The following is a 16124-nucleotide window of genomic DNA, read 5'->3' on the forward strand; positions in this document are numbered from 1 at the left end:
CAGCTCCCACAGTGGACTGTCTTTGTTTGTGGAATTGTGTCTATTTATTGAGACTCGCTCATGCCCAATGCCACCATTTTTTTGTACAGGGTCGATCTACCCAGCCCCAACCGCTTGGCCGCTTCCACCACATTGCCTTCACAGGCCTTGAGTGCCACCGCAATCACCTGCCGATCAAAGCGCTCCCGCGCCGCCGCAAATGTCTCGCCCTCGACCGTCTCCACCCGCCCACGCGCCACCGGGCTGAACGTGCCGATCGCCGCGCGAATCTCTTCGGCATCCAGCACCAGGTCATCACTCAATAACGCCGCGCGTTCCAGTACGTTGCGCAGTTCACGGATATTCCCCGGCCACGCGTGCTGCGCCAGCAACGCCAGGGCTTCGCGGTCAAGCTCATGCTGGCTGCGCAGTTCTTCAAGAATCGCCTCGCTCAACGCCGGAATATCTTCGAGGCGCTCACGCAACGGCGGCACCTGGATCGGCAGTACGTTCAGTCGGTAATACAAGTCCGCCCTGAATTCGCCGCGCTTGATCGCCGCTTCCAGGTCCATGGACGTGGCGGCGATCACCCGCACATCGCTGTGCACCATTTCGTTGGAACCCACCGGCTCGTATTCCTTTTCCTGCAACACCCGCAGCAGTTTGCTTTGCAGCGGCAGTGGCATGTCGCCGATTTCATCGAGGAACAGCGTGCCGCCCTGGGCGATCTGCAACTTGCCGGGGCGGCCCTTGCGGTCGGCACCGGTGAAGGCGCCCGGCGCGGTGCCGAAGAACTCGGCTTCGAGCAGGTCGCCGGGAATGGCCGCGCTGTTGATACTGACAAACGCTTTATGGGCGCGCGTGGATGCGCCGTGGATGGCCTGGGCCAGCAACTCTTTACCGGTGCCGGTTTCGCCCAGCAGCAACACCGGCGACTCCGCGCTCGCACTGCGTCGTGCCCGGCGTTTGACTTCCAGGCTGGCCGCGCTGGTGCCGATAAAATGCGCGAAGTTGTATTTGCTCTGCCGCGAGCGCAACAGTGAGCGGGTGGAGGCCAGTTCCTGCTGCATGCTCAGGTAGCGCTCGATCAGCGGCGACAAGTTGCGCAGCTCATCAAACAGCGCAAACCCGATCGCGCCGATCACCGCGCCTGCGTCATCGTGGATCGGCAGGCGCATCACCACCAATGGGCCTTTGGGCGTGTCCTGGATATCCAGCAGAATCGGCTGGTCGTTGCGCACTACCTGGCGTAGCAGGCTGTTGGAAATCACCTGCTCGCACGGTTGGCCGATGGCTTCATCGGCGCTTTTTAGGCCGAAACGCTTGGCATAGCGTTCGTTCATCCACACGATATTCGCGTCGCGATCGACAATCACCGTGCCTTCGCTGGACTGCTCGATGATCTCGAACAGCGACTGGATGGCCAGGCCGCGAACCTGCTGGTAGTCCTTGAGGCTGTCGCTGATGTTCATGCTCACACTGCCAACGCAAAATATGATTGGAATACGGTCCTGTGGGAGCTGGCTTGCCTGCGATGGCGTCCTCAAGATCGCCATCGCAGGCAAGCCAGCTCCTACAAGGGAATGTGCGCCGCCGCCAGCAGCTCTTTGGTGTAAGGATGTTGCGGCGCATCGAACACCACATGGCTCGCGCCGCGCTCCACCACCTTGCCGTCCTTGATCACGATCATGTCATGGGCCATGGCCCGCACCACCGCCAGGTCGTGGCTGATAAACAGGTAGGTCAGGCCGTATTTTTCCTGCAGTTCACGCAACAGCGCCACCACTTGTTTCTGCACGGTGCGGTCGAGGGCCGAGGTGGGTTCATCCAGCAGCATCAGCGCCGGCTTGAGCACCAGGGCGCGGGCGATGGCGATGCGTTGGCGCTGGCCGCCGGAAAATTCATGCGGGTAACGGTGGCGGCTTTCGGGGTCGAGCCCCACATCCTTGAGCACCTGGATCACTTGCGCATCACGCTCGGCCAGGCTGCAGGGCGCATGCACTTCCAGGCCTTCGCTGATGATCTGCTGCACCGACATGCGCGGGCTGAGGCTGCCGAACGGGTCCTGAAACACCACCTGCATCTGTTTGCGCCACGGGCGCATCTGCTGATTGTTCAGCGGGTCGAGGGCTTCACCCTGAAAACGGATGCTGCCGGTGGAATCGAGCAAGCGCAGGATCGCCTGGCCGAGGGTGGATTTGCCCGAGCCGGACTCGCCGACAATCCCCAAGGTCTTGCCACGTTGCACGCTTAGGCTGATGCCGTCGACTGCGCGCAACCAGGTTTTGCGCCTGAACAGCCCGCCGCCGAGGGGGAATTGCACGCTCAGGTCGTCGACCTGCAACACCGTTTCGCGTTCATCACTGCACAGCGCATCACCGGCCGGCTCGGCATCCAGCAGCAGGCGGCTGTAGGGATGTTGCGGCGCGGTGAACAGCGTCTCGCAGTCGGCTTGCTCGACAATCTCCCCGGCGCGCATCACGCACACGCGCTGGGCGATGCTGCGCACCAGGTTTAGGTCGTGGCTGATCAGCAGCAGCGACATGCCCAAGCGCTGCTGCAAGGACTTGAGCAGCAGCAGGATCTTGCGCTGCACGGTCACGTCCAGCGCAGTGGTGGGTTCGTCGGCAATCAGCAGTTCCGGCTCGCAGGCCAGGGCCATGGCGATCATTACCCGCTGGCGCTGGCCGCCGGAGAGTTGATGCGGGTAAGCCTTGAGGCGCTCCTGGGGTTTCTGGATGCCCACCAGTTCGAGCAATTCCAGAATACGCGCCTGTGCCGCCTTGCCGCCCAGGCCCTTGTGCAGCAGCAGGGTTTCGCCGATCTGTTTTTCGATGCTGTGCAGCGGGTTGAGCGAGGTCATCGGCTCCTGGAAAATCATCGCAATACGGTTGCCGCGCAGCTTTTGCAAGGTGGCCGCCGAGGCGCCGATCAGCTCCTGGCCGCGATACTTCACCGAGCCGGTGGTGTGCGTGCCGGCCTCGGGCAGCAATTGCAGAATCGAGTGGGCGGTGACCGATTTGCCCGAGCCCGACTCGCCGACCAATGCCAGGCATTCGCCAGGGCGTACGTCCAGGCACAGTTTGCTCACCACGGTCTGGCCGCTGAAGGCGACGCTGAGGTCGCGGATCTCGATCAGGTTCATACGCAATTACTCATGAGCGTGGGTCGAAGGCATCACGCAATGCCTCGCCGATAAAGACCAGCAGCGACAGGATCAGCGCCAAGGTGAAAAACGCCGTCAGGCCCAGCCACGGCGCTTGCAGGTTCTGCTTGCCCTGGGCGATCAACTCGCCCAGGGACGCACTGCCGGCGGGCATGCCGAAACCGAGAAAATCCAGGGCGCTCAAGGTCGAAATCGCACCGGTCAGGATAAACGGCAGGTAGCTCAAGGTGGCGGTCATGGCATTGGGCAGGATATGCCGGCGAATGATCTTGCCATCGCCCAGGCCCAGGGCGCGTGCGGCCTTGACGTATTCCAGGTTGCGCCCGCGCAGGAACTCGGCGCGCACCACGTCCACCAGGGCCAGCCAGGAAAACAGCGCCATGATCCCCAATAGCCACCAGAAATTCGGCTCGACAAAACCCGACAAGATGATCAGCAGGTACAGCACCGGCAACCCCGACCACACTTCGAGGATGCGCTGGCCGAGCAGGTCGACCCAGCCGCCGTAGTAACCCTGCAAGGCGCCGGCGGCAATGCCGATTGCCGCGCTGATGGCCGTGAGCGCCAGGGCAAACAGGATCGACACCCGTGCGCCAAAGATCACGCGTGCCAGCACATCGCGGGATTGATCGTCAGTGCCCAGCCAGTTCACCGTCGAGGGCGGGCTGGGGGCAGGGCGGGTCAATTCGTAATTGGGCGTGTCGTCGCTGAACGGGATCGGCGGGAACAGCATCCAGCCGCCGTCCTGCTTGATCAGCTTTTGCACGTAGTCGCTGCGGTAGTCGGCCTGGAAGGGCAACTGGCCGCCGAACTGCTGCTCGGTGTAGCGCTTGAACACCGGGAAATACAGCTCGTTCTTGAAGCTCAGCACTAAAGGTTTGTCATTGGCGATCAACTCGCCGCCCAGGGTCAGGATAAACAGGCCGATAAACAGCCACAGTGACCACCAGCCGCGGCGGTTCTTCTTGAAACGCTCGAAACGCCGACGGGCCACCGGAGACAGATTAAGCATCAGGCGTTCCTCGCGGCGAAGTCGATACGCGGGTCCACCAGGGTGTAGCAGAGGTCACCGATGAGTTTTATCAAGAGGCCGAACAGGGTGAAGATAAACAACGAGCCGAACACTACCGGGTAGTCGCGGGACACGGCGGCTTCGTAGCTCATGCGGCCCAGGCCATCGAGGGAAAAGATCACCTCGATCAGCAGGGAGCCGGCAAAAAACACGCTGATAAATGCCTGGGGAATCCCCGAGATCACCAACAGCATGGCGTTGCGAAACACATGGCCGTAGAGCACACGGCGTTCACTCAAACCCTTGGCGCGGGCGGTGACCACGTACTGGCGCGTGATTTCATTGAGGAATGAGTTTTTGGTCAGGATGGTCAGCGTGGCGAAACCGCCGATCACCAACGCGCTGACAGGCAACACCAGGTGCCAGAAATAGTCGGCAATTTTGCCGATTGTGCTGAGTTCGTCGAAGTTCTCCGAGACCAGCCCACGCACCGGGAACCAGTTCAGCGAGGTGCCACCGGCGAACAGCACGATCAGGAACATCGCAAACAGGAAGGCTGGCATGGCATAACCGATGACAATCGCGGTGCTGCTCCATACGTCAAAACTGCTGCCGTGGCGCACCGCCTTGCGAATCCCCAAGGGGATCGACACCAGGTAGGTGATCAAGGTGGCCCATAAGCCGAGGGAAATGGTCACCGGCATTTTTTCCAGGATCAGGTCGATCACGCTTTTGCCGCGAAAGAAGCTGTTGCCGAAGTCCAGTTGGGCGTAGTTCTTGAGCATCAACCACAGGCGTTCCGGCGCGGGCTTGTCGAAACCGTATTGTTTTTCGATGTCCTTGATCAATTTGGGGTCCAGGCCACGGCTGGCGCGCGAGCCGTTGACGGCTTCGCCGCCACCACCGCCGATGCCGCCGCCTCCGATGCCTTGCAGGTGCGCAATGGCTTGTTCGACCGGGCCGCCGGGCGCGGCCTGTACGATCACGAAGTTGACCAGCAGGATGATCACCAACGTGGGGATGATCAGCAGCAGGCGCCGCACGATATAGGCAAACATCAGCGCGTACCTCCGCGTTTTTTCAACTCGGCGTTCATCTGTTCATTGGTCAGTGGTGTGGGGCTGATTTCCCACCAGGTTTCCAGCGCTTCGTCGTTTTTGGCCTCGATGGCCGGGCGACCGAAACGGTTCCACCAGGCAGCCGATGTGCCGGGCGGGTAGTAGTTGGGGATCCACAGGTAGTTCCATTGCAGCACGCGATCCAGGGCATGGGCGTAAGTGAGCATCTGCGCCTGGGTGTTGGCTTTTACCAGCCCGCTGATCAGGCTGTCGACGGCGGGGTCTTTAAGCACCATGTAGTTGTTCGCGCCAGGGTCGTAGGCGGCCTGCGAGCCGAAGTAGTTATACAGCTCCATGCCCGGCGAGGTGGTAACCGGGAAGCCGATGACGATCATGTCGTAGTCGCGGGCCATGATGCGGTTGACGTACTGGGACGAGTCGATGCGGCGGATATTGAGGGTAATGCCGATCTGCGCCAGGTTGCGCTTGTATGGCAGCAACAGGCGTTCCAGGCCGGCCTGGGCATTGAGGAAGGTAAACTCCAGTGGCTCGCCGTCGGCGTTGACCAGCTTGTCGCCTTTGGGTGTCCAGCCGGCTGCTTCGAGCAGTGCCAGGGCTTGCAGCTGTTTGTCACGGATCATGCCGCTGCCGTCGGTAACCGGCGCCTTGAACACTTGGGTGAATACTTCATCGGGCACCTGGCCGCGCAGTGGCTCAAGAATCGCCAGTTCTTCCTGGGTCGGCAGTTGGCTGGCGGCCAGCGGGCTGTTGGAGAAAAAGCTCTGCTGGCGGATGTACATATTGCGCATCATCTGCCGGTTGGCCCATTCGAAGTCCCACAACATCGCCAGCGCCTGGCGCACGCGGCGGTCCTTGAACATCGGCTTTTGCACGTTGAACACATAGCCCTGGGCCGGTTGCGGCATCTCCTTGGCCAAGTGCGCACGTTGCAGGCGGCCATCGTCGAGGGCCGGGCCGTTGTAGCCGATGGAGTAGCCGGTGGCGGAGAACTCGCGGTTGAAGTCATAGGCGCCGCCGCGCAGCACCTGGCGGGCCACCTCGGTGTCGCCGAAGTACTCCAGGCTCAGGTGGTCGAAGTTGTACAGGCCACGGCTGACGGGCAAGTCCTTGCCCCACCAGTCGGGGTCGCGGGTGAAGGTGATGGTGCTGCCGGAGTCGATCTTGCTGATTTTATACGGGCCGCTGCCCAACGGCGCTTCGTAGCCGCCACCGTTGGCGAAGTCGCGGGTTTTCCACCAGTGCTCGGGGAACACCGGCAGGGTGGCGATATCCAGCGGCAGGGTGCGGTTTTCATTGCTGGAAAAGTCGAAGCGCACTTGGCGCTCGCCTTCGACTTCGACGTGTTTGACGTCGGCGAACAGCGTGCGAAAGCGCAGGCTGCCTTGGGTCATCAGCAGGTCGAAGCTGTAGCGCACGTCTTCAGCGGTGATCGGCGTGCCATCGGCGAAACGTGCCTTGGGGTTGAGGTAGAAGCGCAGCAAAAGGCCGTCGTCGGCGCGTTCCATTTTTTCGGCGACCAGGCCGTAAACCGTGTAGGGCTCATCCAGGGAGCGCTGGGCCAGTGGGGCGTAGAGCCAGCCGTCGACCTGGGAGACGCCGATGCCTTTGTCGATATACGGCAGCACGTGGTCAAACCGCCCGATCTCGATGGCCGAGCGTCGCAGGCTGCCACCTTTGGGCGCGCTGGGGTTGGCGTAGTCGAAATGGGTGAAGCCGGTGGGGTACTTGGCCGGCTCGCCGTAGACCGTGAGGTAGGTTTGCGGGGCCGCGATCACGGCGGTGCTGGCCAGTAGCAGGGCCAGGGTGGAGCTGAAGAGTTTTGTGGAAAAAACCAATCGCATTATCAGCCTTGAGCGCCGGGTGAACAGTAATAGGGATTTGTACGTTAACGGCTTATGGGTTGCCAGTCACTTGATGCACAACGGCCCACCAAAAGGCGGGCCGTTGTTTATAGCATCAGCGCGGACGGGATCAGTCCTGGCGGCTGGTGACTTCCAGCAGGTGGTAGCCGAACTGGGTTTTTACTGGGCCTTGCACGGTGTTGACGGGGGCGCTGAAGACGACGGTGTCGAATTCCTTGACCATCTGGCCAGGGCCGAACGAGCCCAGGTCACCGCCTTGACGGCTGGATGGGCAGCTGGAGTTGGCTTTGGCGATTTCTGCAAAATCGGCGCCGCCTTCGATCTGGGCCTTGAGTTCGTTGCACTTGTCTTCGGTGGAAACGAGGATGTGACGGGCGGTGGCTTTGGCCATGGGGGTAACTCCTTGAAGTAAAAAGGGTGAGCCTACCGGATTCAGGTGGTTTTTTGTTGGCAAAGTTCCATCTTGTGGTGGGTTGGGGTGATTGAGTACATATCCATTGCTGCGGTAACGGCGGCCTATGGTTCCGCTCTTACAGCGGGTCACTTTTGGCAAACGCCCCAAAAGTAACCAAAAGGTCTGTGCCCCACCACTCGGCACCTCGCCTAGGCTCGGTGTGCCCTCACTCCGGCTTGAATCCGTGGGCCGCCGCGATGGGCCATCCTTGGCCCAGCGCGGCTAACCCGGCGTCCTGCCGGGTTACCCACGGATTCAAGCCTGCGTTCGGCCATCGTGGTTGACGGGGCGCCTCAGATCAAAAGCAGATCAAGATCAAGATCTACAGCACGGCGGCCTGAAAGCCGACCTGAGTGGTTGAAGCAAAAGCCAGATCAAGTGCAAAGCAAAAGCTTATCTACCTTATGCAACGCAGTCTAAATGTGGGAGCGGGCTTGCTCGCGAATGCAGTGGGTCAGTTACAGATGAATTGACTGACCCACCGCATTCGCGAGCAAGCCCGCTCCCACAGTTGACCCCATGCAGTTTTGAATATGAGGTCCACTGCAGATTTGCATGCATTGAAGATGTGCTTTTCTGTGGGAGCTGGCTTGCCTGCGATGCAGACACCTCGGTACATCAGGTACACCGAGTTGATGCCATCGCAGGCAAGCCAGCTCCCACATTAGACCGAGTATGGCTTTGCTGTTGCTGTTGCTGTTGCTGTTGCTGTTGCTGTTGCTGTTGCTGTTGCTGTTGCAGTGGCCCTTACATCCTTTTCGATGACGAAGTCAGCGGTCTTTTGATCTGCGCTTTTGATCTTGATCTGAAATCGCCCCGTCAAACACGATGGCCGGAATTCGACAGTGATTTGGGGGGTAAACCGGCAGGGATGCCGGTTTAGCCGCCCCGCGCCATGGATGGCGCGTGGCGGCGGCCCCCCAAATCAGTGTCGGATTGCGGGCATGCCGAGCCACAGCGAGGCACCGAGTGTTGGGGCGAGGACCTTTTGGTTACTTTTGCGTCCTTGCAAAAGTGACCCGCTGTAAGAGCGGAACCATAGGCTGCCGTTACCTAAATAACGGATATGTACACGATCAAACCACACCAGCAGGCACCAAAAACGCCGCTTCCAACAACTGCCGCGTATAAGCATGCTGCGGATCTGCAAAGATCCCCGCCGCGTCGCCCTGTTCCACCACTTGCCCTTGCTTGACCACCATCAACTGGTGACTCAACGCCTTCACCACCGCTAAATCATGGCTGATGAACAGGTATGTCAGGTTGTATTTGGCCTGCAAGCCCCGCAGCAACTCCACCACTTGCCGCTGCACCGTGCGGTCGAGCGCGGATGTCGGTTCATCGAGCAGTATCAAGCGGGGCTTGAGCACCAAGGCACGGGCGATGGCGATGCGTTGCCGTTGCCCGCCAGAAAACTCATGGGGGTAACGATGCCGCGACTCCGGGTCCAGGCCCACTTCCTTGAGCGCTGCAATAATCGCCAGTTCCTGCTCGGCCGGCGTGCCCATCTTGTGGATACGCAAGCCTTCGCCAACAATCTCGCTCACACACATTCGCGGGCTCAAGCTGCCGAACGGGTCTTGAAACACCACCTGCATCTCCCGCCGCAGCGGGCGCACTTGTTGCTGAGTCAGGCGGTCAAGTTGCTGGCCTTCAAAGCGAATCCCGCCTTTGCTGGCGATCAAGCGCAAAATCGCCAGGCCCAGGGTGGATTTGCCCGAGCCGCTTTCACCGACGATGCCCAGCGTCTGGCCCTGGGGCAGGCTGAAGTTGATGCCGTCCACCGCCTTGACGTAATCGACGGTGTTGCGCAAAAAGCCCTTTTTGATCGGGAACCAGACCTTCAGGTCGTCGACTTCCAAGAGGGGCGCCCCGACTTCGTTACTGGCTGGCCCACCGCTGGGTTCGGCCGCTAACAGTTCCTGGGTGTAGGGGTGCTGGGGCGACTGAAACAGCGTCTCGCAATCAGCCTGTTCAACAATGCAACCCTGCTGCATCACACACACGCGGTGGGCGATGCGCCGTACCAGGTTCAGGTCATGGCTGATCAGCAGCAATGCCATGCCCAGCCGGGCCTGCAGCTCTTTGAGCAGTTCCAGGATCTTCAATTGCACGGTGACGTCGAGGGCCGTGGTCGGCTCGTCGGCGATCAGCAGTTCGGGCTCGTTGGCCAGGGCCATGGCGATCATCACACGCTGGCGCTGGCCGCCGGACAGTTCGTGGGGCAGAGCCTTGAGGCGCTTGTGCGGCTCGGGGATGCCCACCAGTTCAAGCAGTTCCAGGGTGCGTCGGGTCGCGACTTTGCCGGTGAGGCCTTTGTGCAGGCCGAGCACTTCGTTGATCTGCTTTTCGATCGAATGCAGCGGGTTCAGCGAGGTCATTGGCTCCTGAAAGATCATCGCAATGCGGTTGCCGCGAATATGCCGGATGGTTTTCTCTTTGAGGGTCAGCAGATCATGCCCGGAATAGCTGATGGTGCCGGCCGGGTGCCGCGCCAGCGGGTAGGGCAGCAGGCGCAGGATCGAGTGGGCGGTCACCGATTTGCCCGAGCCGCTTTCGCCGACCAGCGCCAGGGTTTCGCCGCGTTTGATATCGAAGCTGACATGGTTGACCACGCGGTGGTGATGCTCGCCGGTGACGAACTCGACGCAGAGGTCGCGGACTTCGATCAGATTGTCCTGGTTCATCTCATTTCCTCGGGTCGAAGGCATCGCGAGCGGACTCGCCGATAAACACCAGCAAACTCAACATGATCGCCAGCACGGCAAAGGCACTCATGCCCAGCCACGGCGCTTGCAGGTTGGATTTGCCCTGGGCCACCAGTTCGCCCAGGGACGGCGAACCGGCTGGCAGGCCAAAGCCGAGAAAATCCAGGGCGGTGAGGGTGCCGATGGCGCCGGTAAGGATGAACGGCATGAAGGTCATGGTCGAGACCATCGCATTGGGCAGGATATGCCGGAACATGATCGCGCCGTTCTGCATGCCCAGCGCTCGGGCTGCACGCACGTATTCCAGGTTGCGCCCGCGCAGGAACTCGGCGCGCACCACGTCCACCAGGCTCATCCACGAAAACAGCAACATGATGCCCAGCAGCCACCAGAAGTTGGGCTGCACAAAGCTGGCGAGGATGATCAGCAGGTACAGCACCGGCAGGCCCGACCAGATCTCCAGGAAACGCTGGCCGGCCAGGTCGACCCAGCCGCCGTAGAAGCCCTGCAAGGCGCCGGCGATGACGCCGATGATCGAGCTGAGCACGGTCAGCGTCAGGGCAAACAGCACCGACACACGGAAGCCGTAGATCACCCGCGCCAGCACATCGCGGCCCTGGTCGTCGGTGCCCAGCAGGTTCACCGAAGACGGCGGCGCTGGCGCAGGGACTTTCAGGTCGTAGTTGATGCTCTGGTAGCTGAACGGGATGGGCGCCCACAGCGTCCAGGCATCCTTGGCCTTGAGCAGTTCCTGGATATACGGGCTCTTGTAGTTGGCTTCCAGCGGGAATTCGCCGCCGAAGGTGGTCTCCGGGTAGCGTTTAAGCGCCGGGAAATACCAGCCACCGTCAAAGTGCACGGCCAGCGGTTTGTCGTTGGCGATCAACTCGGCGCCCAGGCTGAGCACGAACAGAATCAGGAACAGCCACAGCGACCACCAGCCACGCTTGTTGGCCTTGAAGCGCTCGAACCGGCGGCGATTGAGGGGGGACAGGTTCATCTCAATGCTCCCGGCTGGCGAAGTCGATGCGCGGATCGACCAGGGTGTAAGTGAGGTCGCCGATCAGTTTCACGATCAGCCCCAGCAGGGTGAAGATAAACAACGTGCCGAACACCACCGGGTAATCGCGGTTGATTGCCGCTTCAAAGCTCATCAGGCCCAGGCCGTCGAGGGAAAAGATCACCTCGACCAGCAGCGAGCCGGTGAAGAAGATCCCGATAAACGCCGAGGGGAAACCGGCAATTACCAGCAGCATGGCGTTACGAAACACATGGCCGTAAAGCACGCGGTGGTTGGTCAGGCCCTTGGCTTTGGCGGTGACCACATACTGTTTGTTGATTTCGTCGAGGAAGCTGTTTTTGGTCAGCAGGGTCATGGTTGCGAAGTTGCCGATCACCAACGCCGTGACGGGCAGGGCCAGGTGCCAGAAATAATCGAAGATCTTGCCGCTTAAGCTCAGTTCCTCGAAGTTGTTGGAGGTCAGCCCGCGCAAGGGGAACCAGTCCAGGTAACTGCCGCCGGCAAACACCACGATCAGCAGGATCGCGAACAAAAACGCCGGGATGGCATAGCCGACGATGATCGCCGAGCTGGTCCACACGTCAAAGTGGCTGCCGTGCCGCGTGGCCTTGGCGATGCCCAGCGGGATCGACACCAGGTACATGATCAGCGTGCTCCATAACCCGAGGGAGATGGACACCGGCATTTTTTCCTTGATCAGGTCGATGACCTTGGCATCGCGAAAGAAGCTGTCGCCAAAATCCAGTCGTGCATAGTTCTTGACCATGATCCACAAGCGTTCCGGCGCCGACTTGTCGAAGCCGTACATCTTTTCGATTTCCTTGATCAGCGCCGGGTCCAGGCCCTGGGCGCCGCGGTAGCTGGAACCGGCCACCGAGACCTCGGCGCCGCCACCGGCAATACGGCTGGTGGCGCCGTCGAACCCTTCGAGTTTGGCGATCATCTGCTCCACCGGGCCACCGGGGGCGGCCTGGATGATGATGAAGTTGATCAGCAGGATCCCGAACAGTGTGGGGATGATCAGCAATAGGCGGCGAACAATATAGTCCAGCATTTAATCGCCTCCGCTCGCCGGATCGGCGCTCTGGACAGTGTCGACGGCAGGTTTGACTTCAGGTTTGGCCCACCAGGTGGCCGTGCCGACGTCGTAACGTGGCGGCACTTTGGGGTGGCCCAAGTGATCCCAGTACGCCACGCGGTAAGTCTTGATGTGCCAGTTGGGAATCACGTAGTAGCCAAACTGCAAGACCCGATCCAACGCCTTGGCATGGTCGACCAGGCTTTGGCGCGAGTCGGCGTTGATCAGTTCTTCGACGAGTTGGTCGACCACCGGGTCCTTGAGGCCCATGTAGTTGCGGCTGCCGGATTTGTCGGCGGCGGCGGACGACCAGAATTCGCGCTGCTCGTTACCCGGCGAGGTGGACTGCGGAAAGCTGCCTACCAGCATGTCGAAGTCCCGTGAACGCAGGCGGTTGATGTATTGCGAAACGTCAACGCGGCGGATTACCAGGTTGATCCCAAGGTCTGCCAGGTTGCGCTTGAAGGGCAGCAGTACCCGTTCGAAATCGGTCTGGGTCAACAGAAACTCGATGTTTACCGGCTTGCCGGTGGCGTCGACCATCTTGTCGTCGACGATCTTCCAGCCAGCCTCCTGCAACAGCTGGTAAGCCTCACGCTGCTGGGTGCGGATCATGCCGCTGCCGTCGGTTTTGGCCGGCTCGAAGGCTTGGGTGAAGACTTCGGCGGGGAGCTTGTCGCGAAACGGCGCCAGGATGGCGGTTTCCGCCGGGCCGGGCAGGCCGGTGGCGGCCATCTCCGAGTTTTCGAAGTAGCTGCGGGTGCGGGTGTAGGCGCCATTGAACAGCTGCTTGTTGCTCCACTCGAAATCCAGCAGCAGGCTGATGGCCTTGCGTACCCGCACATCCTGGAACATCGGTTTGCGCGTATTGAACACAAACCCTTGCATGCCGGTGGGGTTGCCGTTGGGGATTTCTTCCTTGATCAACCGGCCCTGGGCCACGGCCGGAATGTTGTAGGCGTTGGCCCAGTTCTTGGCGCTGAATTCCAGCCAATAGTCGAACTGCCCGGCTTTCAAGGCTTCCAGGGCCACGGTGCTGTCACGGTAGTAGTCGGTGATGCGGTTATCGAAGTTGTAGAACCCCTTGGCCACCGGTAAATCCTTGGCCCAGTAATCCTTGACCCGCTCATAGCGCACCATGCGCCCCGGTTTGACCTCGGCGACCTTGTACGGGCCACTGCCCAGCGGTATTTCCAGGTTGCCCTTGGCAAAATCGCGCGTTGCCCACCAATGTTTGGGCAATACCGGCAGTTGGCCGAGGATCAGCGGTAATTCACGGTTATTGGTGCGCTTGAACTTGAACAGCACACGCAGCGGGTCTTCGGCGACCACTTCGTCGACGTCGGCGTAGTAGTTGCGGTAGAGCGGCGAACCGTCCTTGATCAGCGCCTGGAAGGTGAACACCACGTCTTCGGCACGGATCGGGTGGCCATCATGAAAGCGCGCTTCGGGGCGCAGGTAGAAGCGCACCCAACTGTTATCCGGGGCCTTTTCGATCTTGCCGGCCACCAGGCCGTACTCGGTGACCGGCTCGTCGAGGCTTTGCATGGCCAGCGTGTCGTAGATCAGCGGCAGGTTGTCCGCGGGCACGCCCTTGCTGATGTAGGGGTTGAGGCTGTCGAAGCCGCCCATGCTCGATTCACGGAAGGTGCCGCCCTTGGGCGCGTCGGGGTTTACGTAATCGAAATGCTTGAAGTCGGCGGGGTACTTGGGTGGCTCGTTGTACAGGGTCAGCGCATGTTGCGGTGCGGCATTGGCTGCGCCGCACGCTAACAGCGCGCCAAACAGGGCGGTGCGCAAAGTCATCATTGGGCTTTCTCCGCAGCTTTCAGCCACCACGCACTCAAACCCAGGCTGTAGGGCGGCGTGGTGACAAAGGCGAACCGGTTGCGGTACGCCAAGCGATGATAGTTGAGGTACCAGTTGGGAATACTGTAGTGCTGCCACAGCAGCACCCGGTCGAGGGCGCGGCCGGCGGCCAATTGTTCTTCGCGGGTCTGCGCCGCCAGCAGTTGGTCGAGCAGGTGGTCGACCACCGGGTTGGCGATGCCGGCGTAGTTTTTGCTGCCCTTGATGGCCGCCTGGCTGGAGTGGAAGTACTGCCACTGCTCAAGGCCGGGGCTCAAGGTCTGGTTGAGGGTGATCAGGACCATGTCGTAGTCGAACTGATCCAGGCGCTGCTTGTATTGCGCCCGGTCAACGGTGCGCAGGCGGGCGTCGATGCCGATGCTTTTGAGATTTTCGACGTAGGGCTGCAGGATGCGTTCAAGGTTCGGGTTGACCAGCAGAATCTCGAAGCGCAGCGGTTGGCCCTTGCTGTCGAGCAGGCGCTGGTCGGAGAGTTTCCAGCCGGCTTCGCCGAGCAACGCCAGGGCGCGGCGCATGGTTTCGCGCGGAATGCCCCGCCCGTCGGTCTGCGGCAGGCTGAAGGCTTGGGTGAACAGGTTGGGCGGCAACTGATCACGGTAGGGCGAGAGCATCAGCCATTCATGCCCCACCGGCACACCCGTCGCAGAAAACTCGCTGTTGGGGTAGTAACTCAGCGTGCGTTTATAGGCGTTGCTGAACAGGGTGCGGTTGGTCCATTCAAAATCGAACATCAGCCCCAGCGCCTCACGCACTTTGGTCTGACTGAAAATCGGTCGCCGCGAGTTCATGAACAGGCCCTGGCTCTGGGTCGGGATCTGGTGGGCGATCTGCGCCTTGATCACGTCGCCGCGGTTGACCGCCGGGAAGTTGTAGCCGGTGGCCCAGTTCTTGGCCTGGTGTTCGATATAGATATCGAATTCACCGGCCTTGAAGGCTTCGAAGGCCACGTCGCTGTCGCGGTAGAACTCCACTTCGACCTTGTCGTAGTTGTAGAAGCCCTGGTTGACCGGCAGGTCTTTGCCCCAGTAATCCTTGACCCGCTCGAACACCAGTTGGCGGCCTGGGGTGACTTTGGTGATGCGATACGGCCCGCTGCCCAAGGGCGGCTCGAAGGTGGTGGCCTTGAAATCGCGGTTCTTCCAGTAATGCTGGGGCAGTACCGGCAGTTCGCCCAGACGCAGGATCAGCAGTGGGTTGCCGGCGCGCTTGAACACAAAACGGATGCGATGGCGGTTGAGGATGTCGACCCGTGCAACTTCCTGCAGGTTGGTGCGGTACTGCGGGTGGCCTTCGGTAAGCAGGGTGCGATAGGAAAACGCCACGTCATAAGCGGTGATCGGCTTGCCATCATGGAAACGCGCTTCGGGGCGCAGGTTGAACACCACCCAGCTGCGGTCCTCGCTGTACTCCACCGATTGGGCAATCAGCCCGTAGCTGGAGGTGGGCTCGTCACCGGACGGCGCATACTGGCCGGTGCCGACCATCAGCGGCTCGTTCAGCTCGTTCACGCCGTATTGCAGGAAATTGGGCGTGGAAACCGGGCTGGTGCCCTTGAAAGTGTAGGGGTTGAGGGTATCGAAGGTGCCAAATGCCATGACCCGCAAGGTCCCACCTTTGGGCGCTGCAGGGTTTACCCAATCGAAGTGGGTGAATTTGGCCGGGTACTTGAGTGTGCCGAACTGCGTGTAACCGTGGCTCTCGGTAATCGTCGCGTTCGCAGCAAAGCTCAAGGCCAGACTTATTAGTAGAAGGAGGGGACGCTTCAAGTCAGAGATCCGATCCAGGCGGCTTGGGCTTTATGATCGGTACAGTAACAGCTTGTTCCGGTTGGAAAAAGGTGGCTGAAAACACCGGGGGGATCCGATGTGTGTGGGCTTGTTGTGGGGAATGAGCTTG

The 16124-nt window shown here is 60.7% G+C and carries 11 protein-coding genes; all 11 read right to left on the reverse strand.

The features are described 5' to 3' along the window. Nucleotides 1-44: 44 nt before the first annotated feature. Nucleotides 45-1451 carry a sigma-54-dependent Fis family transcriptional regulator gene (locus tag PSH96_RS12205; RefSeq protein ID WP_305459472.1) on the reverse strand — a complete coding sequence of 469 codons (1407 nt, stop codon included), beginning with the start codon at nt 1449-1451 and terminating at the stop codon, nt 45-47. A gap of 101 nt (nt 1452-1552) precedes the next feature. Next, on the reverse strand, nt 1553-3124 hold the full coding sequence (locus tag PSH96_RS12210; protein WP_122257423.1) for an ABC transporter ATP-binding protein: 1572 nt from the start codon (nt 3122-3124) through the stop codon (nt 1553-1555). A 10-nt stretch (nt 3125-3134) separates the two neighbouring features. After that, nucleotides 3135-4157 (reverse strand): ABC transporter permease, encoded by a 1023-nt coding sequence (locus tag PSH96_RS12215; protein ID WP_056859498.1) that lies wholly within the window; start codon nt 4155-4157, stop codon nt 3135-3137. Beyond that, entirely contained in the window at nt 4157-5215 is a 1059-nt protein-coding gene (locus tag PSH96_RS12220) for a microcin C ABC transporter permease YejB (protein WP_069788428.1), read from the reverse strand. The genes PSH96_RS12215 and PSH96_RS12220 overlap by 1 nt, the downstream gene beginning before the upstream one ends. Next, complete coding sequence (locus PSH96_RS12225) at nt 5215-7077, reverse strand: extracellular solute-binding protein (RefSeq protein ID WP_305459473.1); 1863 nt, start codon at nt 7075-7077, stop codon at nt 5215-5217. The genes PSH96_RS12220 and PSH96_RS12225 overlap by 1 nt, the downstream gene beginning before the upstream one ends. Nucleotides 7078-7207: 130 nt before the next feature. Beyond that, entirely contained in the window at nt 7208-7489 is a 282-nt protein-coding gene (locus tag PSH96_RS12230; protein WP_005788801.1) for a peptidylprolyl isomerase, read from the reverse strand. Between the two features lie 1139 nt (nt 7490-8628). Beyond that, nucleotides 8629-10239, reverse strand: coding sequence for an ABC transporter ATP-binding protein (locus tag PSH96_RS12235; protein WP_305459474.1), 1611 nt, complete (start codon nt 10237-10239; stop codon nt 8629-8631). 1 nt (nt 10240) lies between these two features. Continuing rightward, complete coding sequence (locus PSH96_RS12240; RefSeq protein ID WP_016972786.1) at nt 10241-11260, reverse strand: ABC transporter permease; 1020 nt, start codon at nt 11258-11260, stop codon at nt 10241-10243. Nucleotide 11261: 1 nt separating this feature from the next. Further along, the gene (locus tag PSH96_RS12245) at nt 11262-12335 is read right to left on the reverse strand and encodes a microcin C ABC transporter permease YejB (RefSeq protein ID WP_305459475.1); all 1074 of its coding nucleotides are present in this window, start codon (nt 12333-12335) and stop codon (nt 11262-11264) included. Beyond that, entirely contained in the window at nt 12336-14168 is a 1833-nt protein-coding gene (locus PSH96_RS12250; protein ID WP_305459476.1) for an extracellular solute-binding protein, read from the reverse strand. Continuing rightward, nucleotides 14165-15994: an extracellular solute-binding protein gene (locus tag PSH96_RS12255; protein WP_305459477.1), complete on the reverse strand. Its 1830-nt coding sequence runs from the start codon at nt 15992-15994 to the stop codon at nt 14165-14167. Before PSH96_RS12255 ends, PSH96_RS12250 begins: the two co-directional genes overlap by 4 nt. Nucleotides 15995-16124: the final 130 nt, after the last annotated feature.

It is taken from the genome of Pseudomonas sp. FP2338 (genome assembly GCF_030687515.1).
Taxonomy (GTDB): domain Bacteria; phylum Pseudomonadota; class Gammaproteobacteria; order Pseudomonadales; family Pseudomonadaceae; genus Aquipseudomonas; species Aquipseudomonas salomonii.

What these genes read in the sequence shown, in the direction of transcription:
- PSH96_RS12205 (WP_305459472.1), bottom strand. Translation starts at nt 1,451, where the DNA reads ATGAACATCAGCGACAGCCTCAAGGACTACCAGCAGGTTCGCGGCCTG.
- PSH96_RS12210 (WP_122257423.1), bottom strand. Translation starts at nt 3,124, where the DNA reads ATGAACCTGATCGAGATCCGCGACCTCAGCGTCGCCTTCAGCGGCCAG.
- PSH96_RS12215 (WP_056859498.1), bottom strand. Translation starts at nt 4,157, where the DNA reads ATGCTTAATCTGTCTCCGGTGGCCCGTCGGCGTTTCGAGCGTTTCAAG.
- PSH96_RS12220 (WP_069788428.1), bottom strand. Translation starts at nt 5,215, where the DNA reads ATGTTTGCCTATATCGTGCGGCGCCTGCTGCTGATCATCCCCACGTTG.
- PSH96_RS12225 (WP_305459473.1), bottom strand. Translation starts at nt 7,077, where the DNA reads ATGCGATTGGTTTTTTCCACAAAACTCTTCAGCTCCACCCTGGCCCTG.
- PSH96_RS12230 (WP_005788801.1), bottom strand. Translation starts at nt 7,489, where the DNA reads ATGGCCAAAGCCACCGCCCGTCACATCCTCGTTTCCACCGAAGACAAG.
- PSH96_RS12235 (WP_305459474.1), bottom strand. Translation starts at nt 10,239, where the DNA reads ATGAACCAGGACAATCTGATCGAAGTCCGCGACCTCTGCGTCGAGTTC.
- PSH96_RS12240 (WP_016972786.1), bottom strand. Translation starts at nt 11,260, where the DNA reads ATGAACCTGTCCCCCCTCAATCGCCGCCGGTTCGAGCGCTTCAAGGCC.
- PSH96_RS12245 (WP_305459475.1), bottom strand. Translation starts at nt 12,335, where the DNA reads ATGCTGGACTATATTGTTCGCCGCCTATTGCTGATCATCCCCACACTG.
- PSH96_RS12250 (WP_305459476.1), bottom strand. Translation starts at nt 14,168, where the DNA reads ATGATGACTTTGCGCACCGCCCTGTTTGGCGCGCTGTTAGCGTGCGGC.